At 71.0% G+C, this 24,480-nt stretch carries 19 protein-coding genes and 1 pseudogene; 9 read left to right on the forward strand and 11 right to left on the reverse strand.

The window, feature by feature from the left end; translation table 11 throughout:
* Window positions 1-367 precede the first annotated feature (367 nt).
* Together AC2CHE_RS12705 and AC2CHE_RS12710 are read right to left on the reverse strand one after the other, a co-directional pair.
* Window positions 368-2,101 carry a phospho-sugar mutase gene (locus tag AC2CHE_RS12705; protein WP_484505110.1) on the reverse strand — a complete coding sequence of 578 codons (1,734 nt, stop codon included), beginning with the start codon at window positions 2,099-2,101 and terminating at the stop codon, window positions 368-370.
* Between the two features lie 47 nt (window positions 2,102-2,148).
* Window positions 2,149-4,245 carry a serine/threonine-protein kinase gene (locus AC2CHE_RS12710; protein WP_484505111.1) on the reverse strand — a complete coding sequence of 699 codons (2,097 nt, stop codon included), beginning with the start codon at window positions 4,243-4,245 and terminating at the stop codon, window positions 2,149-2,151.
* Between the two features lie 214 nt (window positions 4,246-4,459).
* Between AC2CHE_RS12710 and AC2CHE_RS12715 the strand changes: the two genes are divergently transcribed.
* From AC2CHE_RS12715 to AC2CHE_RS12735, 5 genes are all read left to right on the forward strand, one after another.
* On the forward strand, window positions 4,460-6,043 hold the full coding sequence (locus tag AC2CHE_RS12715; protein ID WP_484505112.1) for an acyl-CoA mutase large subunit family protein: 1,584 nt from the start codon (window positions 4,460-4,462) through the stop codon (window positions 6,041-6,043).
* A gap of 524 nt (window positions 6,044-6,567) precedes the next feature.
* Window positions 6,568-7,827, forward strand: coding sequence for an amidohydrolase (locus tag AC2CHE_RS12720; protein WP_484505113.1), 1,260 nt, complete (start codon window positions 6,568-6,570; stop codon window positions 7,825-7,827).
* A 409-nt stretch (window positions 7,828-8,236) separates the two neighbouring features.
* The gene (locus AC2CHE_RS12725; RefSeq protein ID WP_484505114.1) at window positions 8,237-8,869 is read left to right on the forward strand and encodes an MBL fold metallo-hydrolase; all 633 of its coding nucleotides are present in this window, start codon (window positions 8,237-8,239) and stop codon (window positions 8,867-8,869) included.
* A 4-nt stretch (window positions 8,870-8,873) separates the two neighbouring features.
* On the forward strand, window positions 8,874-9,809 hold the full coding sequence (locus AC2CHE_RS12730) for a hypothetical protein (protein ID WP_484505115.1): 936 nt from the start codon (window positions 8,874-8,876) through the stop codon (window positions 9,807-9,809).
* A 74-nt stretch (window positions 9,810-9,883) separates the two neighbouring features.
* Window positions 9,884-10,621: an SCO6745 family protein gene (locus tag AC2CHE_RS12735; RefSeq protein ID WP_484505116.1), complete on the forward strand. Its 738-nt coding sequence runs from the start codon at window positions 9,884-9,886 to the stop codon at window positions 10,619-10,621.
* Window positions 10,622-10,714: 93 nt separating this feature from the next.
* Here the strand turns inward: AC2CHE_RS12735 and AC2CHE_RS12740 are convergent, their stop codons facing one another.
* Entirely contained in the window at window positions 10,715-11,170 is a 456-nt protein-coding gene (locus tag AC2CHE_RS12740) for a gamma-glutamylcyclotransferase (protein ID WP_484505117.1), read from the reverse strand.
* Window positions 11,171-11,276: 106 nt separating this feature from the next.
* Between AC2CHE_RS12740 and AC2CHE_RS12745 the strand changes: the two genes are divergently transcribed.
* Complete coding sequence (locus tag AC2CHE_RS12745; protein WP_484505162.1) at window positions 11,277-12,680, forward strand: NAD(P)H-quinone dehydrogenase; 1,404 nt, start codon at window positions 11,277-11,279, stop codon at window positions 12,678-12,680.
* Here AC2CHE_RS12745 and AC2CHE_RS12750 read toward each other — a convergent pair.
* On the reverse strand, window positions 12,614-13,351 hold the full coding sequence (locus AC2CHE_RS12750; RefSeq protein WP_484505118.1) for a DUF998 domain-containing protein: 738 nt from the start codon (window positions 13,349-13,351) through the stop codon (window positions 12,614-12,616). The genes AC2CHE_RS12745 and AC2CHE_RS12750 overlap by 67 nt on opposite strands.
* A 529-nt stretch (window positions 13,352-13,880) precedes the next feature.
* On the opposite strand from AC2CHE_RS12750, the gene thrS reads away from it, so the two are divergent.
* A complete protein-coding gene (gene thrS, locus AC2CHE_RS12755) occupies window positions 13,881-15,101 on the forward strand; it encodes a threonine--tRNA ligase (protein WP_484505119.1) in 1,221 nt (406 codons plus the stop codon).
* Between the two features lie 61 nt (window positions 15,102-15,162).
* On the opposite strand, the pseudogene AC2CHE_RS12760 reads toward thrS, so the two are convergent.
* From AC2CHE_RS12760 to AC2CHE_RS12775, 4 genes and pseudogenes are all read right to left on the reverse strand, one after another.
* Window positions 15,163-15,261: pseudogene (locus tag AC2CHE_RS12760) on the reverse strand (DoxX family protein); the annotation flags it as partial.
* Window positions 15,262-15,408: 147 nt separating this feature from the next.
* Window positions 15,409-16,848 carry a GuaB1 family IMP dehydrogenase-related protein gene (locus tag AC2CHE_RS12765; RefSeq protein ID WP_484505120.1) on the reverse strand — a complete coding sequence of 480 codons (1,440 nt, stop codon included), beginning with the start codon at window positions 16,846-16,848 and terminating at the stop codon, window positions 15,409-15,411.
* Between the two features lie 14 nt (window positions 16,849-16,862).
* Entirely contained in the window at window positions 16,863-17,465 is a 603-nt protein-coding gene (locus AC2CHE_RS12770; RefSeq protein ID WP_484505121.1) for a LysE/ArgO family amino acid transporter, read from the reverse strand.
* A 144-nt stretch (window positions 17,466-17,609) separates the two neighbouring features.
* Window positions 17,610-19,358, reverse strand: coding sequence for an acetyl/propionyl/methylcrotonyl-CoA carboxylase subunit alpha (locus AC2CHE_RS12775; protein WP_484505122.1), 1,749 nt, complete (start codon window positions 19,356-19,358; stop codon window positions 17,610-17,612).
* Window positions 19,359-19,543: 185 nt separating this feature from the next.
* Between AC2CHE_RS12775 and AC2CHE_RS12780 the strand changes: the two genes are divergently transcribed.
* Together AC2CHE_RS12780 and AC2CHE_RS12785 are read left to right on the forward strand one after the other, a co-directional pair.
* Window positions 19,544-20,503 carry an ATP-binding cassette domain-containing protein gene (locus AC2CHE_RS12780; RefSeq protein ID WP_484505123.1) on the forward strand — a complete coding sequence of 320 codons (960 nt, stop codon included), beginning with the start codon at window positions 19,544-19,546 and terminating at the stop codon, window positions 20,501-20,503.
* Between the two features lie 17 nt (window positions 20,504-20,520).
* Window positions 20,521-21,276, forward strand: a complete 756-nt coding sequence (locus tag AC2CHE_RS12785; RefSeq protein ID WP_210940995.1) for an ABC transporter permease — start codon at window positions 20,521-20,523, stop codon at window positions 21,274-21,276.
* A 145-nt stretch (window positions 21,277-21,421) separates the two neighbouring features.
* Here AC2CHE_RS12785 and AC2CHE_RS12790 read toward each other — a convergent pair whose 3' ends face one another.
* The 3 genes from AC2CHE_RS12790 to AC2CHE_RS12800 form a co-directional block, all read right to left on the reverse strand.
* Window positions 21,422-22,075, reverse strand: coding sequence for an O-methyltransferase (locus AC2CHE_RS12790; protein ID WP_484505124.1), 654 nt, complete (start codon window positions 22,073-22,075; stop codon window positions 21,422-21,424).
* A gap of 9 nt (window positions 22,076-22,084) precedes the next feature.
* Complete coding sequence (locus AC2CHE_RS12795) at window positions 22,085-22,741, reverse strand: Maf family protein (RefSeq protein WP_484505125.1); 657 nt, start codon at window positions 22,739-22,741, stop codon at window positions 22,085-22,087.
* Window positions 22,742-22,954: 213 nt separating this feature from the next.
* Window positions 22,955-24,133: a S8 family serine peptidase gene (locus tag AC2CHE_RS12800; protein ID WP_484505126.1), complete on the reverse strand. Its 1,179-nt coding sequence runs from the start codon at window positions 24,131-24,133 to the stop codon at window positions 22,955-22,957.
* Between the last annotated feature and the right edge of the window lie 347 nt (window positions 24,134-24,480).

A 24,480-nucleotide genomic window follows, 5' to 3' on the forward strand; every position in this document is an offset into this window, starting at 1 on the left:
AGGGCATCATGTGACAGAGCAGCCCTTCGTTCTGCTTGCACTCGTGGTCTTGGGTTTCGCCTGGGACGCCCCCCGGCGGCGTCAAGGTCCTGGTGGGTGTGGCGGCCGTGGTCCCTGTCTTGCTGGCTGACTTCGTGATCAGGCGACGACGGCGTGGGTAAGCGGATAGTTCGGGTGAGCCGGACCGCGACATTTGAGTCGGCAGTTTCGTCGGGCCAAAGCGGGGCTTGAGTCGCCGCATTCCCAGGGCGCGGCGGTGTAGCGCGGAGCCGTTCGCTGGCCGTGCGTGAAAAGTCGTGGATCGGGGTGCCCGCCGGGCCAGCTGATCGGCCCGGGAGCGTCAGTGGATCAGGTGGGCGGTTGGGCGTCAGACGCCGAGGGCGTGGGCGATTTCGGTGCGGAGGGTGGTGAGGGCGGCCGCCGCGCGGGCGCGGGCCGCCGCTATGTCGCCGTCGGTGGGCGGTTCCACCACTTCGAGGTACGCCTTGAGCTTCGGTTCGGTGCCGGAGGGGCGGACCACCACCCGGGCCGCCGCGGTACGCAGGATCACCACGTCCGCCTCGGGGAGCAGGTCCTGGGTCTCGGTGACCGGCTGGCCGAGCAGGGTGGTCGGGGTGGCGGCGCGGATCCGGGCCATCGCGTCGGCGATCAAACGCAGGTCGTCGACGCGTACCGAGAGCTGGTCGGTCTGGTGCACGCCGAACTCGGCGGCCAACTCGTCGAGCCGGTCGGTGAGCGTCCGGCCCTGTGCCTTGAGGCCGGCGGCCAACTCGGCCACGGTCAGTGCCGCGGTGATGCCGTCCTTGTCCCGTACGTGGTCCGGGGCGACGCAGTAGCCGAGCGCCTCCTCGTAGCCGAAGACCAGTGGTTCGCTGCCGTCACCGGCCCGGACGATCCACTTGAATCCGGTGAGCGTCTCCCCGTACGGCAGTCCGCGCGCCGTGCACATCGCCCGTAGCAACGACGACGAGACGATCGTGGTGGCGTACCGGCCGGTGACCCCGCGTCGCATCAGGTAATCGGCGAGCAGCACACCCACCTCGTCCCCGCGCAGCATCCGCCAGCCCGGCCCTTCCGCCGCACCCGCACCCGGTCCGCCCGCCTCATCCTCGCCGGAAGCCGCATCGGTTCGGCCGGACGGCTTCCGGACCGCGACGGCGCAGCGGTCGGCGTCGGGGTCGTTGGCGATGGCCAGGTCGGCGTCGGTGCGCTCGGCGAGCGCGACCAGCCGGTCCACCGCGCCCGGCTCCTCCGGGTTGGGGAAGCTGACGGTGGGGAAGTCCGGGTCCGGCTCGGCCTGGTCGGGCACCACGCCGGGCGTCGGGAAGCCGGCGGCGGCGAACACGGCGGTGAGCACCGCCGCACCGACACCGTGCAGCGGGGTGTACGCCACGGTCAGCTCCCGAGGGCCGCCCGGGGAGACGACATCGACCGCCCGCGCCACGTACGCGGCGACCAGGTCGTGGCCGAGCACCTGCCCGGCGGGGCCGAGCGGCACCTGCGCCAGCGGGCCGACCGCGCGGATGGCGGCCTCGATGCCGGCGTCGGCCGGCGGCACGATCTGCGCCCCGGCGCCCAGCTCCCCGCCCAGCTCGGCACCGAGGTACACCTTGTAGCCGTTGTCCTGCGGCGGGTTGTGGCTGGCGGTCACCATCACCCCGGCCACCGCCGACAGGTGACGCACCGCGTACGCGAGCACCGGGGTGGGCAGTGGGCGGGGCAGCAGCAGCGCCTGACGGTCCGCGCCGGTGGCCACCTGGGCGGTCCGCTCGGCGAACTCGCGGGAACCGCGCCGGGCGTCGTACCCGATCACCAGCGGGCCGGTGCCGCCCTGAGCGGCGAGCCAGGAGACCAGGCCGGCGGCGGCCTGGGTGACCACCGCGAGGTTCATCCCGTTGGGGCCGGCACGCAGCGGCCCGCGCAGCCCGGCCGTGCCGAAGGTCAGCGGTCCGGCGAACCGGTCGGCCAGGTCCGGCGCGCTACCCGGCAGTTGGTCGAGCACCGCCCGCAGCTCCGCCCGACCGGCCGGGTCGGGGTCGTCGGCGAGCCAGCGTTCGGCCCGCTCACGGATGTTGTCGAGGTCAGTGGTCTCCGCCGCCATGGCCTCTTGATAGCACGGCGCGGATCTCCATGGGCGTGTGCCCTGGCTCAGCCGGCCGCCGTGAGCTGGAACGACTTGAGCATCTCCGCGTAGATCGGCTTGCTCTCCTCGAAGCGGGCGTCGGTCGAGGTGAGGTAGAACGAGTAGAGCTGGCCGTCGTGGGCCACCCCGTGCCAGATGCCGTGCCGCATCTCGTCGCCCTCGCCGCAGGTGTACTCGAACTCGGCCGAGGGCTTCCCGGCCAACTCCTTCTCCGCCATGGCGATCTGGGTGTACGGCTTGGCGCAGGACTTTGACCGGGTCTTCAGGCCGTTCTCGGCGACCTGCGCCCAGCGGGCCGAGGTACCGCTCCACTCCTCGTTGAGGATGCGCACCCGGCGGCCGCTGTCCTCCGGGTCGGTGTAGTCGATGTAGACCCCGCCAGCGGGCGCGGCCCGTTTCCAGCCCTTGGGCACCAGCACCTGTACCCCGCGCGCCGAATGCTCCTGCATCTCGAGGCCGGGGTCCTCGTCCGCCGAGCTGGACGGCTCGGCGACCGGGGTGGTGGGTGTATCGTCGCCGCCGCTGGAGAAGGCCACGATGCCGATCAGCAGCAGCACCGCGAGGCCACCGGCCGCCGCCAGCTGCATCTTGCGTGGCCAGCCCTGCACGGTGTCGACCACCCGGGTGCCGGCGGCCTTCGCCCGGTCCACCGGGCTGTTGCCGCCGCCGGTAGCGGGGGCCGGCGTGCCATACGGCTGTTTCGGCGCGGCCGGCCACTGGGCAGCGCCGTAGCCGCCGACCTGCTGCGTCGCGTCGGGCTGGGCGCCGTAGCCGCCGAGCTGCTGGGTGGCGTCGGGCCCGGCGCCGTAGCCGCCGATCCGCTGCGTGGCGTCGGGCTGGCCGCCGTAGCCGAAGATCTCCGGCCCGACCCGCGGGGTGGTGTCCGCGCCGACCCGCTGGGTCGCGTCGGCGTCGCCACCGTAGGTGCGGCCGGCGGGCGAGGACATCGCGGCGCCCCGCTGGCCGGGTCGGGCCAGGGCGTCGGCGCTGGTGTCCTCCATCGCGGCGGCGCTGGCCGCGGCAGCCTGGCCGGGACGTTCGCCCCGGCGCAGCGCGGCCAGCCGGTCGGTCAGCGACTCACCGGGGCCCAGCATCGCCCGGCCGCCGATCTGCCCGGACGGAGCCGGCTTGGCCGGGGCGGCCGGCGCGGTGATCGGTGCGGGCTGCGGCACCGGCATCACGGAGTACTGGTCGGTCATCGAGTTGACCCCGGCGGCGTTGCTGCTCAGCGGGCCGGCCAGCAGCTCGCGCAGCATGGCGCGGGCGGTGTGCACGTCGAGTCGGCGGGCCGGGTCCTTCTCCAGCAGACCCATCATCACCCGGGTCAGCGGGCCGCTGCGCTGTGGCGGGGCGGGGGGATCCTCGACCACTGCGTGCATGGTCTCGATCGGGTCGCCCCGGTCGAAGGGCGGCCGGCCCTCCACGGCCGTGTAGAGCGTCACGCCGAGGGAGAACAGGTCGCTGGGCGGGCCGAAATCCTGCCCCATCGCCCGCTCGGGCGAAATGAAGTGCGGTGAGCCCAGCACCATCCCCGGGGTGGTGAGCTGCACGTCGGTGGGCATCCGGGCGACGCCGAAGTCGGTGAGCACGCAACGGCCGTCCGAGCAGATCAGCACGTTGGCGGGCTTGACGTCGCGGTGCAGCACACCGATCGCGTGCGCCACCTCGAGCGCGCCGAGCAACGCGATGCCGATCTTGGCAACCACCCGCTGGGCGATCGGACCGTCCTCGATCACCATGTCGGCGAGACTGCGGGCGTCCAGCAACTCCATCACGATCCAGGGGCGGCCGGCCTCGGTGACCACGTCGTACACCTGGACCACCGCCGGGTGGGCGATGGCGGCGGCGGCACGGGCCTCGCGCAGGGTGCGTTCGTACATCGAGTCGCGGTCGCTCGGTGCCAGGCCGGGTGGGAGGACGACCTCCTTGACCGCCACGTCACGGCGCAACAGGGTGTCTGTGGCCCGCCAGACCGTACCCATGCCGCCGTTGCCCACCGCCGAGCGCAGCGAGTACCGGTCACCGATGACGGTGCCGGGCGTCGCGCGTCCGTTGGTGGGAGTGCTGACTGGTCCGCCGCTCCACGTCGGGATCTGAGTCACAGAAAGGCCACCGGGGGAAGTCGAGAGGGCTGGGACACAACCCCCCTATCTTGCTGGTTCAGACGCCCGATGCGAAAGCCGGCGCGGCGGACGTTTCCACTACTCGACGGTATGTGTGCAGGTGCTCACCTCTTGTCGCGCCTTGTCGCGGCCGGCGAGGCGATGTGCGGTATCCCTCACCCGCCGCCCGTTCCACCCGTCCTACCATCCGGTGATGAGCGAGCGGCGGTCAAGCGAGTCCGGTTTCCCGATCAGAGGCGTCTACGCGGCCGACGACCTTCCCGGTGACCTGGACTCCCGCCTCGGCGTGCCCGGCGAGTTCCCGTACACCCGTGGGGTCTATCCCACCATGTACACCTCCCGTCCGTGGACCATGCGCCAGTACGCCGGCTTCGGTACCGCCACCGAGTCCAACGCGCGTTACCACCAATTGCTGCGGGCCGGCACGATGGGCCTGTCGGTCGCCTTCGACCTGCCCACCCAGATGGGGTACGACTCCGACGACCCGATCGCGCACGGCGAGGTGGGCAAGGTCGGCGTGGCCATCGACTCCATCGAGGACATGCGGCTGCTCTTCGACGGCATCCCGCTGGACAAGGTCTCCACCTCGATGACGATCAACGCGCCCGGCTCGGTGCTGTTGCTGCTCTACCAGCTCGTCGCCGAGGAGAACGGCGTGCCGGGTTCGGCGCTCAACGGCACCATCCAGAACGACATCCTCAAGGAGTACATCGCCCGGGGCACGTACATCTTCCCGCCGAAGCCGTCGCTGCGGCTGGTCGCCGACACCTTCGGCTACTGCCGCAGCGAGGTGCCGAAGTGGAACACCATCTCGATCTCCGGCTACCACATGGCCGAGGCCGGCGCGTCGCCCGTGCAGGAGATCGCGTTCACGCTGGCCAACGGCGTGGAGTACGTCCGGGCTGCGATCGCCGCCGGGCTGGCCGTGGACGACTTCGCCCCCCGGCTGTCGTTCTTCTTCGTCGCGCGTACCACCCTGCTCGAAGAGGTGGCGAAGTTCCGGGCGGCCCGACGGATCTGGGCCCGCCTGATGCGCGACGAGTTCGGGGCGAAGAACCCGAAGTCGATGATGCTGCGCTTCCACACCCAGACCGCGGGCGTGCAGTTGACCGCCCAGCAGCCCGAGGTGAACCTGGTTCGGGTGGCGGTGCAGGGGCTCGGCGCGGTGCTCGGCGGCACCCAGTCGCTGCACACCAACAGCTTCGACGAGGCGATCGCCCTGCCCACCGAGAAGGCGGCCCGGCTGGCGCTGCGTACCCAGCAGGTGCTGGCGTACGAGACCGATCTCACCGCCACGGTCGACCCGTTCGCCGGCTCGTACGTGGTGGAGGCGATGACCGCCGAGATCGAGACGGCTGCCGACGCGCTGATGGCCCGGGTCTTCGAGCACGGGTCGGCGGTGGACGCGATCGAGGTCGGCTTCCAGAAGCGGGAGATCGAGCAGTCGGCGTACCGGATCGCGCAGGAGATCGACTCGGGCGAGCGGGTGGTGGTCGGGCTGAACCGGTTCGCGATCGACGCCGAGGAGCCGTACGAGCCGCTGCGGGTCGATCCGACGATCGAGGCGGCTCAGGCCGACCGGCTGGCGAAGCTGCGGGCCGAGCGGGACTCCGCCGCCGTGGAGCGGGCGCTTGTCGAGTTGCGGGAGACCGCCTCCGGCACCGCCAACGTCCTCTACCCCATGAAGGCGGCGCTGCGCGAGCGCGCCACCGTCGGTGAGGTGTGCGGGGCGCTCCGCGAGGTCTGGGGCCGTTACCAGCCCACTGACCGGTTCTGACCCCGGTCCGGGTCGTTGCCCGCACGCGACGGCCCGCCGTTGGCGGATGCACAGCCGTTGTCGAGGGGACGCCACGGCAGCGTCGTCGCGCAGCGTGTCGAACCGGAGTTGGCCGGGTACTCCGCTCATGGTGATCACGCGGACGCACACGGTGTGCGGTCGGACGGCTTCCGTGCGTGTGAACGTCCACGGGTGATCGTTGCCGTCGGTGGTCGGGTAATTGTCCTACCGTCAGTTCATCGGCACGACTAATGCGACAATTCGGAACAGCGACGATAGCTTCGGGAAGATTCGCGATGCCCGGCGAACGATTACGCGTTGTAGGAGGTGAGGGGTGGATGGCGGCGCATGACCACGATCTACCTGCTGTCCCGCTCACCTACGGACGCTCTCAGCAGGGCGTACGTGACGCTGCGCGGTCCGATAATCACCGGAACGAGGTTGCGCAGAGTCACCGTCGGGGGTCTACGCTGTCTGCTGTTCCCAATGATCCGTCCATTTCTAGTGATCGAAGAGAATTCGACGTGACGAGTGCGTTGACGATGCCGACCGGTCACCATCTCGCGCCGTCCTTGCCGGAGGCGCCGACCGGTTCCCAGCCCCTGCCCTTCGAGTTGGACCACCTGCTCGCCCTCCGGGTACCGGGCCTGATCGCCACGCGCCGTCACATTCACTCGCACCCCGAGCTGTCCGGCGCGGAATTCGAGACCGCGGCCCTGGTCGCCCGGGAACTCTCCCTGGCCGGGTTGCAGCCCCGGCTGCTGCCCAAGGGCAACGGGGTGATCTGCGACATCGACGGCCGGCCGGACGGTCCGGTGATCGCGCTGCGCGCCGACATCGACGCGCTGCCGCTGACCGACGTCAAGGACGTGCCGTACCGCTCCACGGTCGACGAGGTCTGCCACGCCTGCGGTCACGACGTGCACACCACGATCATGCTGGGCGTCGGCATGCTGCTCGCGCAGCTGGCCGACCTGGGCGAACTACCCGGCCGGGTCCGGCTCATCTTCCAGCCCGCCGAGGAGATCCTGCCCTGCGGCTCGCTGGAGGTGATCGAGGCCGGCGGCCTCGACGACGTGGTGCAGATCTTCGCGCTGCACTGCGACCCGAACCTGCCCGTCGGCCAGGTGGGCCTGCGGGTCGGCCCGATCACCGCCGCCGCCGACAACGTCACCGTCCGGCTCACCGGCCCGGGCGGCCACACCGCCCGCCCGCACCTGACCGTCGACCTGGTGGACGCGCTCGGTCGGCTGATCACCGAGGTTCCGGCCCTGGTCAGCCGTCGGGTGCCGGCCAACAGCGGACTGCTTCTGGTCTTCGGCCACGCCTCCGCAGGCACCCGGTACAACGTCATCCCGTCGGAGGCGTCCGCCTCCGGCACCCTGCGGGTGATGGACCGCGACACCTGGGAAATGGCTCCGAAGATCGTTTCTCAGGTGGTCCGGGACGTCATCGCACCGACCGGTGCCACCGTCGACCTGGAGTACCTGCGTGGCCGCCCACCGGTCTGCAACGACGCGCGGGCCATCGGGGTGCTGGACGCGGCCACCGCCGCCGCGCTCGGGCCGGAGGGCATCGCGGAGACCCCGCAGAGCATGGGCGGTGAGGACTTCTCCTGGTATCTGGAGTACGTCCCCGGCGCGCTGGCCCGTCTCGGGGTCGGTCGCTCCGGGCCGAACGTCGACCTGCACCGGGCGTCGTTCGATGTGGACGAACGGGCCATCCCGGTGGGCGTACGGCTCATGGTGCAGACCGCGCTCCAGGCACTCGCGGCGACGCGCTGACACCCGGCGGCGGTCGGCCACCGCGTCGGCGTCGGAACTGCGGCGCTGGTCCGCACCGACGAAGCCGCCGGGCGGGGGGGGGGGGGGGGGGGGCGGCGCCGGCGGGGGGGGGGGGGGGGGCGCGCGTGGCGCCCGCGCCGGTGGCCGCCGCGGCGGGCACCCGGGCCGGCGGTGCCCACGTCGTCCCTCTGCACCCGGATGGACCCGGTGTAGATGATGGAGCGTTGATCGACCCGGGTGTCCGTCGCCGCACCGGCACCGCCCTGGGCGTTGTCGGGCGCGGCGGCCTCGCCGGGCGCAGCGGCCCCTCTGCTGCCCGAACAGGCAATGGCTCGGACGCCACACACCAGCGCGCGGGTTCCGGCAGACTGCGCTCAGGACGTCACGAATCGATATGGGAGGCATCACGATGCGGCTCACCAAGTACGCCCACTCGTGCCTGCGGGTCGAGCACGACGGGGGCGTGCTGGTCATCGATCCAGGAATGTTCAGTGCGCCGGCGGTGGCGTTGGACGGTGCCGACGCGGTGCTGATCACCCACGAGCACCCGGACCACCTCGACGCGGCGGCGGTGAACCGGCAGTTGGAGCGGCGTCCCTTCGTCATCCACGGCCCGGCGTCGCTGGCCGGCGCGCTCGGCGACGCGGCCGACGTGCTGCGCCCGGTGACCCCGGGGGAGTCGTTCACCGCCGCCGGGATTCCGGTACGCGCCCACGGCGGCCGGCACGCGGTGATCCATCCCGACATTCCCGTGATCGACAACCTCGGCTACCTGCTCAACGACGTCGTCTACCACCCGGGCGACGCCCTGTACGTCCCGGACGACGTCCAGGTCGACACCCTCTTCGCCCCCATTCACGCCCCCTGGTCGAAGTTCTCCGAGGTGGTCGACTTCATCCGGGCGGTGGCACCGCGTCGGGTCTTCGCGCTGCACGACGCCCTGCTCAACGACAACGGCTACGCGGTGCTCGACCGGCAGTACACGGCCCTGTCCGGCAGCGAGTACCAGCGGTTGGAGCCGGGCAGCCGGATCGACGGTTGAGCCGATGCCCGAACCCCCACCCGACCTCGTCGAGCAGCTGTACCGCACGCCGCCGGACCGGTTCGTCGCCGCCCGGGACGACGCCGCCGCGCAGGCCCGCCAGGCCGGAGACCCGCGTGCCGCCCGGGAGATCGCCCGGCTGCGCCGGCCCACCGTCGCCGCCTGGCTGGTCAACCTGCTGACGCTGGAGCGGCCGGAGCTGGTGGCCGAGCTGGCGCAGCTGGCCGAAGCGCTCCGCCAGGCCCAGCGCGAGCTGCGCGGCCCGCGTCTGCGTGAGCTGTCCGCGCAGCGGCGGGCGGTGGTCGACGCGCTGGTCGCCGAGGTACGCCGGCTAGCCGCCGGCGTCGAGGGCGCCCCGTCGGGCGGGAGGCTGCCGCTGGCCGAGGTCGAGGCGACTCTCAACGCCGCGCTCTCCGACGTCGAGGTGGCCGAGCAGGTGCGCTCCGGGAGACTGCTGCGCTCGGCCCACTACGCCGGGTTCGGGGAGGTGCCCCGGCCGCAGTTGCGTCTGGTGACCGGCGGCGAGGAACCGCCGCCCGCCGCTCCGGTCCGGCAGCGTCCCCCGGACCGGGGAGCGCTGCGGGCCGAACAGGCGCAGCGGGCCGCCCGCGCCGAACGGTCCCGCCGCCGCAGGGCAGTGGAGAAGGAGCTGGACCGGGCGCGTACCGACCAGGAACGGGCCGAGACGGACCTGGCCGGCGCGGTGGTGGCCGAGCGCGACGGGCAGGCCGCGCTGGATGCCGTCGAGGCGGAACTGGCCGAACTGGAACGTCGCCGGGCCGTCGCCGAGCAGGAACTCAGCCGATCCCGGCTGGCCCGGCGGGCCGCCGAACGGTCGGTCAGCACCGCCCGGCGACGGGCCGGCGAGGTCGAGGCCGCAATGGAGGCGTTGGACGCCGAGGAGGGGGATGCCGACTCCGGCGGCCGACCGGCAGACTGATCCCTCATGGACGGACCGTCGGGCGGATCCCTCACGTACGGACCTTCGGGTGGCCCCCTGCCGGGCAGGGCGGGATGACGCCGGAGCAGGTCGCGGCGGCGAGCAAACCCACGGTGCTCGCCCTCGGCGAGGCGTACAACCGGTGTCCGACCACGCTGCGTCGGGCCCGGCTGCTGGGCATCTCCGGGTGGGCCTTCTACGTCACCGGTCGGGCCGGCGCGCTGGGTGACGTCCGCGCCGAGACCGTGGCGGCGGCCCTCGGCTTCATCGCCCCCGACGCCGTCGCCGACGGCTGGGACGCCGCCGCCCGTGCGGTCCGCCCGTCCGAGGTGGCCGCCGCCAGCTTCGCCGAATGTTGCCGCTGGGGCGAGGAGGTGCTCGGGGACCTGCCCCGCGTCGACCGACTCGCGGTGCTCGTGGAACGGGCCGTCGCGGCGGCCGATGCCAGCGCGATGCCACTGTTCGCGGCGTGGCGGGCCATGCCGTCGGACGCGGCGACCGCCGGTGCCCGGGTGGCCGCCGGCCTACGTCTGCTGCGTGAGCACTTCACCGGTGCGCACCTGGTGGCCGTACGCGCCAGCGGGATGACTCCGCTGGAGGCGGTGCTGGCCGGTCCCGAGGGAGCCAGCGGCGCGATGGCCTGTGGCTGGCCGCCGCCGTACCCGCCGGTCGGACCGTTGGTCCGGCGGCGGCTGTGGGCCGAGGCGATGACCGACCGGCTCGTCGCGCCCGCCTTCACCGCGCTCGGTCCGGTCGACGGTGCGGAACTGGTCGAGTTGCTGACCGTGGCGCGGACCCACCTGTGGGGCTGAGAACCCGCCCATCCTGGGACGATCTTCCCGGGACCCGGGGTCGCTGCCCGCGGCCACCACGCTCAGGAGCAGACTGGGGAGGTGGGAGACGAGCTACGCCGAGGCGGTGCCGGTGGGTCGGGACCGCAGATCGATGACGTAGTCGTCCGGCGCGCCCGCCTTCTCGGCGGCGTTGGCGATCTCGGATACATACCAGGACGTGGGCAGGCCGCCCTCGTATCCGTCGAAGACGTAGACCCAGGCGGTCACGTCGCCGTCGAGGGTCGAGACACGGACGGTCAGCTTCCGGTACGTGCCGGAGGTGACGCCCTCGATCTCGTCGAGTTGGGCCGCGTCGTACGGGTGGATGTCGTAGAGCGCCACGAACACCCGGTCGCCGGGGGACTCGGCCACGGTGCTGACCGCGCCCTCCCAGCCGATGACGTCCTCACCGGCGAAGGTGAGCCGCCAGCCTTCCAGCCAGCCGATGCCCACCATCGGGGAATGCGGACAGTAGGCACGCATTCGCGCGGGGTCCAGGTTCGAGCCGTAGGCGGCGTAATGACGCACGGCGATGACGATAGCCCGGCCGGCACGTGCGGGAGAATACGACGGTGCGTGTCGGACGCGTCGGGGAGAAGAAAGTCACTGTGAGCATGGAGGAGGGGCGGTCGTGGTGAGCCGGATCGTGATCATCGGCGGGGGGCCGGCGGGCTACGAGGCGGCACTGGTCGCGGCCCAGTTGGCCGCCGACGTCACCGTCGTGGAGGCCGAGGGCGCCGGTGGCGCCTGCGTGCTGTCAGACTGCGTGCCATCGAAGACGTTCATCGCCAGCTCCGAGGTGGTGACCGGCTACCGCGACACCGAGGTGTTCGGGGTGCACTCCGACGGGCTGGAGGCGGTCACCGTCGACGCCCAGGCGGTCAACGACCGGGTCAAGCGGCTCGCCCTGGCGCAGTCCGCCGACATCCACGCGAAGCTGGCCAAGGCCGGTGTCACCTTCGTGTCCGGGCGTGCCCGCCTCGGCGAGGACACGCTCGGTCACACCCACCGGGTGATCGTCACGCCGGACGGTGAGGAGGCCGCGTACGCCATCGACGCCTCGACCGTGCTGATCGCCACCGGTGCCACCCCCCGCCAGCTGCCCACCGCGCTGCCCGACGGTGAGCGCATCCTGACCTGGCGACAGATCTACGACCTGCCCGAGCTGCCCGAGCATCTGATCGTGGTCGGCTCCGGCGTCACCGGTGCCGAGTTCGCCAGCGCGTACCTCGCGATGGGGATCGAGGTGACCCTGGTCTCCAGCCGCGACCGGGTGATGCCGCACGAGGACGCCGACGCCGCGCAGGCGATCGAGCGGGTCTTCCGGACCCGGGGCATGAGCATTCTGAACAACTCCCGCGCCGAGAGCGTCCGCCGCACCGGCGACGGCGTCGAGGTCGAGCTGTCCGACGGCCGTACGGTCTCCGGGTCCCACGCGCTGATCGCGGTCGGTTCGATCCCCAACACCGCCGAGCTGGGCCTGGCCGAGTACGGCGTCGAACTGGCCCGGGGCGGCTCCGTGACGGTGGACCGGGTCTCCCGCACCAACGTGCCCGGCATCTACGCGGCCGGCGACTGCACCGGAGTGCTGCCGCTGGCCAGCGTTGCCGCGATGCAGGGCCGGATCGCGATGTGGCACGCGCTCGGTGAGGCGGTCCGGCCGCTGCGGTTGCGTACCGTCTCCGCGAACGTCTTCACCGACCCGGAGTTGGCCAGTGTCGGGGTCTCGCAGGACGAGGTGGAGGCCGGCAAGGTGCCGGCGCGTCAGGTGATGTTGACGCTGGGCGGCAACGCCCGGGCGAAGATGGACGAGATCCCGGACGGTTTCGTCAAGCTGTTCTGCCGCCCCGCCAGCGGCCAGGTGATCGGCGGAGTGGTGGTCGCACCGAAGGCCAGCGAACTGATCATGCCGATCACGCTGGCCGTGGAGAACAACCTCACCGTCAACGAACTGGCGCAGACCATCACCATCTACCCCAGCCTCTCCGGCTCCGTCACGGAAGCGGGTCGCCAACTGATGCTCCACGAGCTGGAGTAGGCGGCGACCACGGTGAGCAGGCCCACCTCGGCGACGATGAGGGCACGTTCGATCAGGCCGTAGTAGGCGCGGTCGCCCGGGTAGGCGGACCAGGCCATGGCGGCGGCGAGCAGCAGGCTGGTCACGGTCAGGGCGCGCAGCCAGCGCCCGGCGCGGGCACCGACGGGCAGCCGGGCGGCGAGCAACCAGCCGGCGATCGGCAGCGCCACGAACGCCACCACCGAGGCGTACCGGTGCACGTAGGCGGCCGTACCCATCTCGGTGCCCGGCGGGTTGGTCGGCACCAGGCCCGACACCAGCAGCCCGCCCGCCCAGACCGCCAACAGCCACTCGGCGGCCCGGCCCCGGCCACCGTCGCTCGTCGCGGTGCCGAACTCCCGGGTGCCTGCCGTGGGGCCGGCCGGGCCGACGGCACGCCGCGTGGCGGCGACGGTTCGCCGACCGCCCGGCGGGCTGAGCCGGTCGAGTGTCGGGATGAGTACGGCGGAGGCGGCGGCGAGCAGCAGCATGGCCACGTGGATGATCTCGCCGGAGTCGGAGACGGCATAGTCGCTGACGGTCAGGCTGACCGGGTCGAGGTCGCTGACTCCGGCATGCCCGATGACGGTGAGCACCGCCGCCAGGACGATCCCTCCGAGGGGCAGTGCACCGCTGTTCCGGATTCCAGGCATGCTTCAGCCTGTCGTCGCGGGCACCTCAGGCGGATCCGGGACGAGCACCGAAATCCGACCCCGGGACCACCCCGACGGGCTATCCGGATTTCCCCGGGTGACCGGCTGCTCCGGGTGGTCGGACACGCACTCGGCGCCACTCCTGGCCGGTGCGGCGCAAGCATGCGGTGTACCCGAGACGTATCGATAAACGTCGACGGCGAGGCGCGGTCGCCGAAATCTCCTTCGGCGGCGTACCGTTGTCGGCGCGCGGCCCGGCGAGCGTCAGGTCCCCCGTTCCTGATGCCCGGGTCGCCGCCGGGCCGCTGGCAGGTCCCGTGCCAGCGGCCCGGTCAATTCAGGTGCGGCGGTGCGCCGGACGGGCGTACGCTCCCGCACATGTGCAGTGCGGTGCTGACGACGACGCCGGGGAAGCCTGGCGCGCCGCACTGACGTCTTCGTCTGCCGAGTGCCCCGGGCGATCCGCCCGGGGCACTCGTGCGTCGTGGGTCAGGGGTCGTGTCGGGGCGTACGACCAAGGAGCCCTGACATGATCGACCACCGCCGGCTGGGCCGGGACCTGGACCTGTTCGCCACCGATCCGCTCTCCGGTGCCGGCCTGCCGATCTGGCTGCCGGCCGGCGCCGCCGCCCGGCACGCCGTCGAGGAGTACCTGCGTGACCTGGAACGCCGGGCCGGCTACCAGCAGGTGTACACCCCGCCGCTGGGCCGGCGGGAGCTGTTCGAGGTCTCCGGGCATCTCGGCTACTTCGCCGCCGAGATGTTCCCGGCGATGCGACTGGGGGAGGGTGACGACGAGCTGATGCTCCGCCCGGCGCTCTGCCCGCACCACGCCCTGGTCTACCGGTCCCGTGGGCGTTCCTACCGGGATCTGCCGCTGCGCGTCTCGGAGATCGGGGGCATGTACCGGGCGGAACGCTCGGGAGTGCTCGGCGGACTCTCCCGGGTACGCGCCATCACCCTCAACGACGCGCACAACTTCTGCGCCCTGGAGCAGGTCGGCCAGGAGGTGTCGGAGATCCTGCGGCTGATCCGGGCCGCGCACGCGGCGCTGGGCGTGCGGCCGGCCGGCGTACGGCTGTCGCTGCGCGGGTCGGGGGAGAAGTACGTCGGCGACGACGCGCAGTGGGCGCGGGCGGAGGATCTGCTCCGCGCCGGCCTCGACGGGGTGCCGTACACCGAGGCGCCCGGCGAGGCCGCCTTCTACGGCCCGAAGATCGACATTCAGGTGCGCGACGCGGCCGAGCGCGAGTACACCCTCTCCACCGTGCAGCTCGACTTCGACAAGCCGGAGCGTTTCGACCTGTCGTACACCGACGCCGACGGTGAACGAAGGCGTCCGGTGATGGTGCACCGCAGCCTCGCCGGCAGCATGGAGCGACTCTTCGCGTACCTGATCGAGGTGCACGGGGGCGCCTTCCCGCCCTGGTACGCCCCCGTGCAACTGGTCGTCCTGCCGGTCGGCGACGGTCAGGCCGACGCCGCCGCCGACCTGGCCCGGCGGGCCACCGAGGCGGGACTGCGGGCCGAGGTCGACCACAGCGGGTCGCTCGGTGCCCGGGTCCGCGACGCGGTGCGCCGCCGGATCCCGTACGCCGGCGTGGTGGGCGCCCGGGAGGCGGCCGACGGCCGGGTGGCGTTGCGGTTGCGGGACGGCCGCTCGCTGGAGCCGCAGCCGGTGGCGGAGGCGATCGGGCTGATCAACGCCGTGGTGGCCGCTCGCTCCGGCGATCTGCTGCCGACCCGCTGAGGGGCCGCCGGGTCGCGGTCGGGTCCGGCTCACGACCGCGACGGCGGCGGCGGGGTCCGGCTCACGGTCCGACCGCGACCGCGACCGTGGCGGCGAGGAACACCAGTTGCAGCGCGGTACGGATGCCGAGCGGAGTGACCGGGCGTCCGGCCAGGGTGAGTCCCTTCGCCACCCTCTGGCTGGCCGGCGCACTCCCCCGCCGGGCTGGGCGAGGACCCGGGTGACGCCGCCCGGTCGGTGATCCGGCATCTCTTCACACCGGCCCCGGGCACCGACTGAACGTTGTCAGCCGGTGCCCGCCCCGACCTCACCAACTGGTCGGCAGCGGCATTCCCTCGGTGTAGCCGGCGGTGCTCTGGACGCCGATCAGCACCCGCTCGTGGAACTCGTCGAGGGTGCGCGCACCGGCGTAGGTGAAGGCGCTCCGCACACCTGAGATGATCTCGTCGATCAGGTCCTCCACACCGGGACGGACCGGATCGAGATACATCCGGGCCGACGAGATGCCCTCCTCGAAGATCGCCTTTCGGGCGCGGTCGTAGGGGCTGTCGTCGCCGGTGCGCGCGCTGACCGCCCGCGCCGAGGCCATGCCGAAACTCTCCTTGTAGCGCCGGCCCTCCTCGTCGGTGAAAAGGTCACCGGGGGACTCGTAGGTGCCGGCGAACCACGAGCCGATCATCACGTTGGACGCCCCGGCGGCCAGCGCCAGCGCCACGTCCCGGGGGTGCCGCACCCCGCCGTCGGCCCAGACGTGGCGGCCCAGGGCCCGGGCGGCCGCCGCGCAGTCCAGTACCGCCGAGAACTGTGGCCGACCGACCCCGGTCATCATCCGGGTGGTGCACATCGCGCCCGGACCGACCCCGACCTTGATGATGTCGGCACCCGCATCGACCAGATCGCGTACCCCGTCGGCGGTGACCACGTTGCCGGCCGCCACCGGCACGGCCGGGTCGAGACCGCGTACCGTCCGCAGGGCGGAGATCATCCGCTCCTGGTGGCCGTGCGCCGTGTCCACGACCAGGGTGTCCACCCCGGCCTCCAGCAGTGCCTTCGCCTTGCCCGCCACGTCGCCGTTGATGCCCACCGCCGCCGCGATCCGCAGTCGACCGTTTGCGTCCACCGCCGGCTTGTAGAGCGTCGCCCGCAGCGCACCGGGGCGGGTGAGCACGCCGACCAACCGGCCCGCGTCGTCCACCACCGGCGCCAGCCGCCGCCGGCCCGCCGAGAGCCGGTCGAAGCCGGTACGCGGATCCGCGTCGACGGGCACGGTGTGCAGCTCGGTCGACATCACGTGCCGCAGCTGGGTGAACCGGTCCACGCTGACGGTGTCGGCCTCGGTCACCACCCCCATCGGGCGGCCGTCGTCGTCCACCACGATCACCGCACCGTACGCCCGCTTGGGCAGCAGGTGGATGGCGTCACCGACGGTGTCGTTCGGGCCCAACGCGATCGCCGTGTCGTGCACCAGGTGCCGCTGCTTGACCCAGGCGACCACCTCCGCCACCACGTCGATCGGGATGTCCTGCGGGATCACCGCGATGCCGCCGCGTCGGGCCACCGTCTCGGCCATCCGCCGGCCGGCGACCGCCGTCATGTTCGCCACCACCAACGGGATGGTGGTGCCGGTGCCGTCGCCGGTGGCCAGATCCACGTCGAGCCGCGAACCCACCTCCGAGCGGGCCGGGGCCATGAAGACGTCGTTGTAGGTCAGGTCGTACCCGGGAGTCGCGCCATTGAGGAACCGCACCCGGCCATCATGACTCAGCCCAGCACCAGTGCCACCGCCACCGCGATCATCACCACCGCGATCACGCCGTCGAGCACCTGCCAGACCCGGCTGCGTGCGAGCAGTGGAGCGAGCCGGTACGCGCCCGCACCGAGTGCGGCGAACCAGAGCACGCTTGCCGTCGTCGCGCCCACGCCGAACAGCCACCGGTGCGGGTGCTGCTGGGCGATGCCGCCGAGCAGCAGCACCGTGTCGAGGTAGACGTGCGGGTTGAGGTAGGTGAAGGCGAGACAGGCCAGCAGCGTCGGACCGAGCCGGGCCGGTGCCGGTGGCCGGTCGGCCGGCGCGAGCGCGGCGGGACGCAACGCCCGGCGGGCGGCGAGTGCCGCGTATCCGAGGAGGAAGGCCGCCCCACCCCAACGGATCGCGGTGAGCAGGACCGGGCGACCGGCCACGATCGAGCCCACCCCGGCGATGCCCACGCCGATCAGCAACGCGTCGGAGAGCGCGCAGGTCAACACCACCGGCACCACGTGCTCCCGGCGCAGGCCCTGACGCAGCACGAAGGCGTTCTGCGCGCCGATGGCGACGATGAGGGCGACGGAGAGGGAGAAACCGGCAACGACGGAGGTGAGCATGCGGCCGACGGTAGAAGCGCCGATGACCTGAGTCCAGCTAGGGATTCGTCAGCTGGTTGAGCTCAGCTACGTGAGCGGGCTCGACTCCACCCAGCTCCGTACGCTCGCGGCCATCGTCTCGGAGGGACCGACGCCCGTCACACCTCAGGCGATGGTGCAGATCGCCGCGCCAGCGGTGATCACCGCGCCGACCTCAGCCGACAGGCCGCTGACCGTACCGGCCCTGTGGGCGTGCAGCGGCTGCTCCATCTTCATCGCCTCCAGCACCACCACCAGGTCGCCCTCGGCAACCGTGTCGCCGTCGGCAACCGCGATCTTGACGATGGTGCCCTGCATGGGCGAGGTGAGCGAGTCACCGCTCGCCACCGCGCCGGCCGTGGTCCCGCGACCCCGACGGGCGGGCTGACGTACGGCTGGCGCGGCACCGACCGTACCGGCGCCGAGACCGGCGGGAAGGCTCACCTCCAACCGCTTGCCGCCCACCTCGACCACGACGGTCTCGCGCTCCGCCGGGCCTGCAAGAGCCCCGGCGGCGGTGAACGGCGGCACGGTGTTGTCGAACTCCGTCTCGATCCATCGGGTGTGCACACTGAACGGTTCGGCGGTGAACGCCGGATCGCGCACCACCAGACGGTGGAACGGCAGCGCCGTGGCCATCCCCTCGACCACCATCTCGTCCAGCGCCCGGCGAGCCCGCTCCAACGCCTCGGTCCGGGTCTCACCGGTGATGATGACCTTGGCGAGCAGGGAGTCGAAGTTGCCGCCGATCACGTCGCCGGCCGAGATGCCGGCGTCCACCCGCACCCCGGGGCCGGTGGGCAGCCGCAGCGCGGTGACCACACCGGGGGCGGGCAGGAAGTTGCGGCCCGGATCCTCGCCGTTGATCCGGAACTCGATGGAGTGTCCGCGTGGGGTCGGGTCCTCGGTGAACCGCAGCTTCTCGCCGTCGGCGATGCGGAACTGCTCGCGGACCAGGTCGATGCCGGCGGTCTCCTCGGTGACCGGGTGCTCCACCTGGAGCCGGGTGTTCACCTCCAGGAAGGAGATGGTGCCGTCGTTGCCGACCAGGTACTCGACGGTGCCGGCGCCGTGATAGCCGGCCTCCCGGCAGATCGCCTTGGCGCTGTCATGGATCTGGGCCCGCTGCGCGGCGGTGAGGAACGGCGCCGGGGCCTCCTCGACCAACTTCTGGTGTCGGCGCTGCAACGAGCAGTCCCGGGTGCCCACCACGATCACGTTGCCGTGCTGGTCGGCCAGCACCTGCGCCTCCACGTGGCGGGGCTGGTCGAGGTACCGCTCGACGAAGCACTCGCCCCGCCCGAACGCGGCGACCGCCTCCCGGGTCGCCGACTCGAACAGTTGCGGAATCTCCTCCATCGTGCGGGCCACCTTCAGCCCGCGCCCACCGCCGCCGAAGGCCGCCTTGATCGCCACCGGCAGGCCGTGGTCGACGGCGAAGGCCATCACCTCGTCGGGGCTGCCGACCGGGTCGGCGGTGCCGGGGACCAGCGGTGCGCCGGCCCGCTGGGCGATGTGCCGGGCGGTCACCTTGTCACCCAGGTCGCGGATCGCCTGCGGGGCCGGACCGATCCAGGTCAGGCCGGCATCGATGACCGCCTGGGCGAAGTCGGCGTTCTCGGAGAGGAAGCCGTACCCGGGATGCACCGCGTCCGCACCGGAGCGGCCGGCAATGTCGATCAGCTTGTCGATGCGCAGGTAGGAGTCCGCGGCGGTGTCACCACCCAGGGCGTACGCTTCGTCGGCGAGCGTGGCGTGCAGGACGTCCCGGTCCGAGTCGGCGTACACCGCGACGCTGCCCAATCCTGCGTCCCGGCAGGCGCGGATGACCCGGACGGCGATCTCGCCTCGATTGGCGATGAGTACCTTGCGCACCTGGTGGCTCCTCCCGGCGGGTTACTGACCGGGAGTTTATCGGGCACCCCGATGGCCTTAACGATCGCTCAGTGCGGGATGGTGCACTGTCCGCCAAAGGTAATTGAGCGGCGTGGTGTCGTGTCGATGTGGTCGAGTGCCGGTGACGATGATGGCCGACGAAGGCCACGAGCGGGGAGCAGGACATGATCGAGACCAGAGGGCTGCGGAAGTCGTTCCGTAGCCGGGCCGGTCGGGAGACGAAGACCGTCGAGGCGGTACGCGGCGTCGACCTGGACGTCCCGGCCGGTGAGATCTTCGGGTTCCTGGGCCCGAACGGTGCCGGCAAGACCACCACGCTGCGGATGCTGGCGACACTTATCGAGCCGGACGGGGGCCAAGCCACCATCGCCGGCGCCGACCTGCTGAATGATCCGGGCGAGGTGCGTCGCCGGATCGGCTACGTGGCCCAGGGCGGGAGCACCTGGGACGAATCCACCGGCCGGGAGGAACTGGTGCTCCAGGCCCGGATGTACGGCATCCGCAAGACCGAGGCGCAGCGACGGGCCACCCGGGCGCTGGAGGCTTTCCAACTCGCTGAGTTCGCCGACCGTAAGTGCAAGACGTACTCGGGTGGCCAGCGGCGTCGGGTCGAGATCGCGCTCGGCATCATCCACGAGCCGAAGATCGTCTTCCTGGACGAGCCCACCACCGGGCTGGACCCGCAGAGCCGCGCACACATGTGGGACGAGATCCGCCGGTTGCGTGCCGACGGGATGACCGTCTTCATCACCACGCACTACCTCGACGAGGCCGACGCGCTCTGCGACCGCATCGCGATCATGGATCATGGCGAGGTGGTCGCCGAGGGTACGCCGGCCGACCTCAAGCGGGAGATCTCCGGCGACGTGGTCCAGGTCGGCCTGGACGTCACCGCCACCGGCGAGGCCGAGAAGCTGCTCGACGGCGAGGCGTACGTGAACCGGCTGGAGCTGCTCGACGAGGGCGGGCTGCGGCTCTTCGTCGACGAGGGCGCCACGGCCATTCCACGGATCCTGCGCCGGGTCGACGCGGCCGGGCTCGACCTCAGGTCGATCGAACTGCATCGCCCCAGCCTCGACGACGTCTTCCTCACCAAGACCGGCCGCTCGCTGCGCGAGTCCTGACCCGATCCGGAGATCTCATGAAGCTCGCTCGCGACACCTGGCTGATCTTCCAACGGCAGCTGAATCTGCTGCTGCGCAACCCCGTGTGGGTCTTCGTCGGCGTCTTCCAGCCGGTGATGTACCTGCTGCTCTTCGCCCCGCTGCTCAAGCCCGCGCTGAACGCGCCCACCCAGGCCGAGGCGTACAAGATCTTCGTGCCTGGTCTGCTGGTCCTGCTGGCCATCTTCGGTGGCCTGTTCCAGGGGTTCGGCCTCATCGCCGAGTTGCGGGCCGGGGTCATCGAACGCTCCCGGGTCACCCCGGTCAGCCGACTCGCCCTGCTGCTCGGCCGGTCGCTGCGCGACGTGGTGTCGCTGATGACCCAGGCCGTCATCATCACGCTGCTCGCGCTCCTGTTCGACCTGCGCGTGTTCATCGGTGACCTGTTGCTGGCGTACCTGATGCTCGCCCTGATCGCGCTGATGACCTCGGCGGTCTCCTACGGTGTCGCGTTGAAGGTGAAGAGCGAGGACGCCCTGGCGCCGCTGATGAACACGGTGGCGCAGCCGGTGCTGCTGCTGTCCGGCATCCTGCTGCCGCTCGCCTTCGCCCCGGGCTGGTTGCAGGGCGTCGCCAAGTGGAACCCGTTCTCCTGGGCGGTCGACGGCACCCGGGCCCTGTTCAACGGCGACATTGGCGACGACCGGGTCTGGCAGGGGCTGACCATCATCGCGGTGCTCGCCGCGGCCGGCGTGTACTGGGCCGCCCGTCAGTTCGCCCGCAGCGTCCGCTGACCCCTGCCCGTTTCCGTCCCACCCGGCTCCGTGCTGTCCGGCCGGGTGGCGCGGCGAACGAGTTGCGGCATGTTGGGGCTTCCCGTCGGCTTGATGCCCCGACATGCCGCAACCGGAGCGGACCGACGCCCTCCGTCCTCGGTTGTCAGTGCACGTGGGCGAGAGTCAGCCCGTCGGCGATCGGCAGCATCACGGCATCCACCCGTACGTCGGCCAGCACGTCCTCGTTGAACGCTGCGATCGCCCGGTCGTCGGCGCTCTGCGGTGCCACCACCCGACCGTTACGCAGCACGTTGTCGACGGCGATCACACCACCGGGCCGCATCCGAGGCACCAACTCGGCCCAGTAGACCGGGTACCCGGTCTTGTCGGCGTCGATGAATGCGAAGTCCAGGTACCGTTCGTGCGGCAACTCACGCAGCGTGTCACCGGCCGGCCCGATCCTCAGGTCGATCCGGTCGTCGACGCCGGCTCGCGCCCAGTACCGGCGGGCTACGCTCGTGTACTCCTCCGAGATGTCGAAGCAGGTCAACCGCCCGCCCTCGGCCAGCCCGCGGGCGATCGCCAGCGACGACAGCCCGGTGAAGGTGCCTACTTCCACCGCCTGCCGGGCACCGAGCAGCCGGGTCAGAAACGTCAGGAAGGCGGCCTGTTCCGGCGCGACCTGCATCGATGCGTGCTCGGGAAGCAGCGCCAGGGTTTCCCGCGCCAGGTCGTTGATGACCTCGTCCGGCGGGGCGCTGTGCGCCACGAGGTATCGGTGCAGATCATCGGTGAGCGGAATCGACTTCAGCGTCATGCTCGGAACCTAACCGAGAGGTTCGACGATCTGGTTACCAGGCGCGACCTTGGTCCACAGATCGGTGATCCGCAGCTCCAACTCGGCCAGCAGATTCCGCAGCAACGGCAGGGAAAGCCCGACGACGGTCCCCGGATCCCCCTCGATCCGCTCCACGAACGGCCCGCCCAATCCGTCGATCGTGAACGCGCCGGCCACCGCCAGCGGTTCGCCGGTGGCAACATAGGTAGAAATCTCGTGGTCGCTGATGTCGGCGAAATGCACCACAGCGGAGGCCACCGCCTCCGCGCGTCGCCCGGCCACGATGTCGACGAGACAGTGACCGCTGTGCAGCACCCCGCTACGCCCGCGCATCCGCTCCCACCGGCGGGTAGCGTCAGCCTCGTTGTCGGGCTTTCCGAGAATCTCACCGTCGAAGGCGAGCACCGAGTCGCAGCCCAGCACAAGGGTGCGCTCATCGTCGGTCGGACGTAGCCGACCGAGTACGGCCTGCGCCTTGAGCCGAGCCAATTCGAGGCAGAGATCCTCCGCCCGTTCGGTCACCACGAGCGATTCGTCGACTCCGCTGACCAGCACGTCCGGTTCGATCCCGGCAGCCTGGAGAGACTTACGGCGGGCTGGGCTCGCCGACGCGAGCACGAGGCGAAGCGGCAGGGCATCAGACACTCCGCCGACGTTACCGCCTGCCCGCGTACGCCGCGCCGACCACCTGCCCACGTACGCCGCGCCGACCACCTGCCCACCCTGTGAACCCGCGCGCCTGGAACCTGCTCGCCACCCACGGCCGTGCCGACCCGGCGAGCTACAACAACCATCTGCGACGACATTTCATGCCGACATAATCATGTCGCTATGAAATACCGGCACGACACCGATGCGTCACCGTGTGATCCGAGGCGGCGGATCATCGGAGCGGCGTCGATGACGGATCGCCAGCGCCCAAGCGCCGCCCGCCGCCACCAGCACCCCCAGCGTCACCAGGCCGCGGACAGTCGCCGCCGACCCCTCGTCGGCCGGCGGCCCATCGGCCGCCGCAGTGGACGGGCCAGCTGCATCCGGCTCGTCCGTCGGCACCGGCGCAAAACCCCTCGGTGGTACGTCTGCCGTCAGCGCCGCCACCAGATCGATGACCCCGTAACCATACTGGTCATCTCTCCCCGGCGGCCCCTTGTCAATCGCAGTCGCAGTCAGCCGATGAGCCACCTCGTCAGCCGGCAGATACGGATACTTAGCCCGAACCAAAGCTGCCGCCCCCGCCACAATCGCCGCCGCTCCCGATGTCCCCGTGCCTCTTGAGTAATGGTCGTCGTAGCTCGTGCTGTATAAGTTGGAACTGGGTGCCGCCAAAGTCGTCGCCGGGCCTGCGACGGAGAGAGAGTGGTGATTACCTTTTTGATTGATTCCGGCGACCGCGATGACGGCGGGATGCGAGGCCGGATAGCCCACCCTTGAATCGCCAGGCTTATTCCCGACGCCTGCGACAACTACTATATCGGCCATTATGGCGACCTCGATTGCCCGAATTAGCTGCGGGCTGGTGCCGCCTACGCTGGAGATGCTGATAATATCGACCCCTTCGTCGACGGCGAAATTGATCGCCTCGGCAAGGGCGTCTGGCTGGCCTACTCCGTGTGCTGGCGTGCAGAAAATCGGGAGAATCTTCGCTTTGGGGGCAACGCCAAGGGCGCCCGTTTCTGCGCCTCTACCGTGAGATGCAATCAGCCCGGCCATCGCTGTTCCATGACTGTCTCGATCCTGCCTGCCGTCGCCCTTTCCGCCGGAAATGACATCTGCGCCAGAAAGTAGATTGTTCCGCAGGTCGCTATGAGGAAATACGCCGGTGTCGGGTACGGCGACGACGATACCTGCACCCTGGCTCAATCTGTGTGCCTTTTCAACCTCGAGATACCGAAGGTGCCACTGGTCATTTCGGACGCGATCGACGCCATCTAGGCTCGGCATTTTCATCGAGCTTAAAGGGGGTGTAATCGGTGTATGTAGAACCCAAACTGTCGTGAAAAGCGATAGTGCTATGGAAAAGTGCGAGTGGCTTTTCATCTTTGCAAGCCGATGGCGGGGCCGGGATCGATCGGTCCATCGTCTTCTGGAGGTGTGACTATTGGTGTAACTCCACGTGCAGTTACCCACGGATTGTCTGGGTCCCATGATCGGGCGCCGACGTCGCCAGGGGTTGGTCGTGCCGACCTGCCCTGTCGTTCACTGATGCCTGTCACCTGGAGGGTGCCGGGTGGGCTACCGATGGGCGGAAGCAAAGGGACTCCCCCTAAACTTCTGCCTCCGCCTGGTCTGGAACCGGCTCCCCCCGTGGGGGCCGTTCCTGCTGCTCCACCGCCGATTAGTCCACCGAACGGGGGAACTGGCCTAGTGGGTGCACTGTGTGACGC

It is taken from the genome of Micromonospora sp. ATLC16, from assembly GCF_057196645.1.

Coding starts and splice junctions, on each gene's coding strand:
- AC2CHE_RS12705 (WP_484505110.1), bottom strand. CDS start 2,101: ATGGCGGCGGAGACCACTGACCTCGACAACATCCGTGAGCGGGCCGAA.
- AC2CHE_RS12715 (WP_484505112.1), top strand. CDS start 4,460: ATGAGCGAGCGGCGGTCAAGCGAGTCCGGTTTCCCGATCAGAGGCGTC.
- AC2CHE_RS12725 (WP_484505114.1), top strand. CDS start 8,237: ATGCGGCTCACCAAGTACGCCCACTCGTGCCTGCGGGTCGAGCACGAC.
- AC2CHE_RS12730 (WP_484505115.1), top strand. CDS start 8,874: ATGCCCGAACCCCCACCCGACCTCGTCGAGCAGCTGTACCGCACGCCG.
- AC2CHE_RS12735 (WP_484505116.1), top strand. CDS start 9,884: ATGACGCCGGAGCAGGTCGCGGCGGCGAGCAAACCCACGGTGCTCGCC.
- AC2CHE_RS12750 (WP_484505118.1), bottom strand. CDS start 13,351: ATGCCTGGAATCCGGAACAGCGGTGCACTGCCCCTCGGAGGGATCGTC.
- thrS (WP_484505119.1), top strand. CDS start 13,881: ATGATCGACCACCGCCGGCTGGGCCGGGACCTGGACCTGTTCGCCACC.
- AC2CHE_RS12770 (WP_484505121.1), bottom strand. CDS start 17,465: ATGCTCACCTCCGTCGTTGCCGGTTTCTCCCTCTCCGTCGCCCTCATC.
- AC2CHE_RS12780 (WP_484505123.1), top strand. CDS start 19,544: ATGATCGAGACCAGAGGGCTGCGGAAGTCGTTCCGTAGCCGGGCCGGT.
- AC2CHE_RS12785 (WP_210940995.1), top strand. CDS start 20,521: ATGAAGCTCGCTCGCGACACCTGGCTGATCTTCCAACGGCAGCTGAAT.
- AC2CHE_RS12790 (WP_484505124.1), bottom strand. CDS start 22,075: ATGACGCTGAAGTCGATTCCGCTCACCGATGATCTGCACCGATACCTC.
- AC2CHE_RS12800 (WP_484505126.1), bottom strand. CDS start 24,133: ATGAAAAGCCACTCGCACTTTTCCATAGCACTATCGCTTTTCACGACA.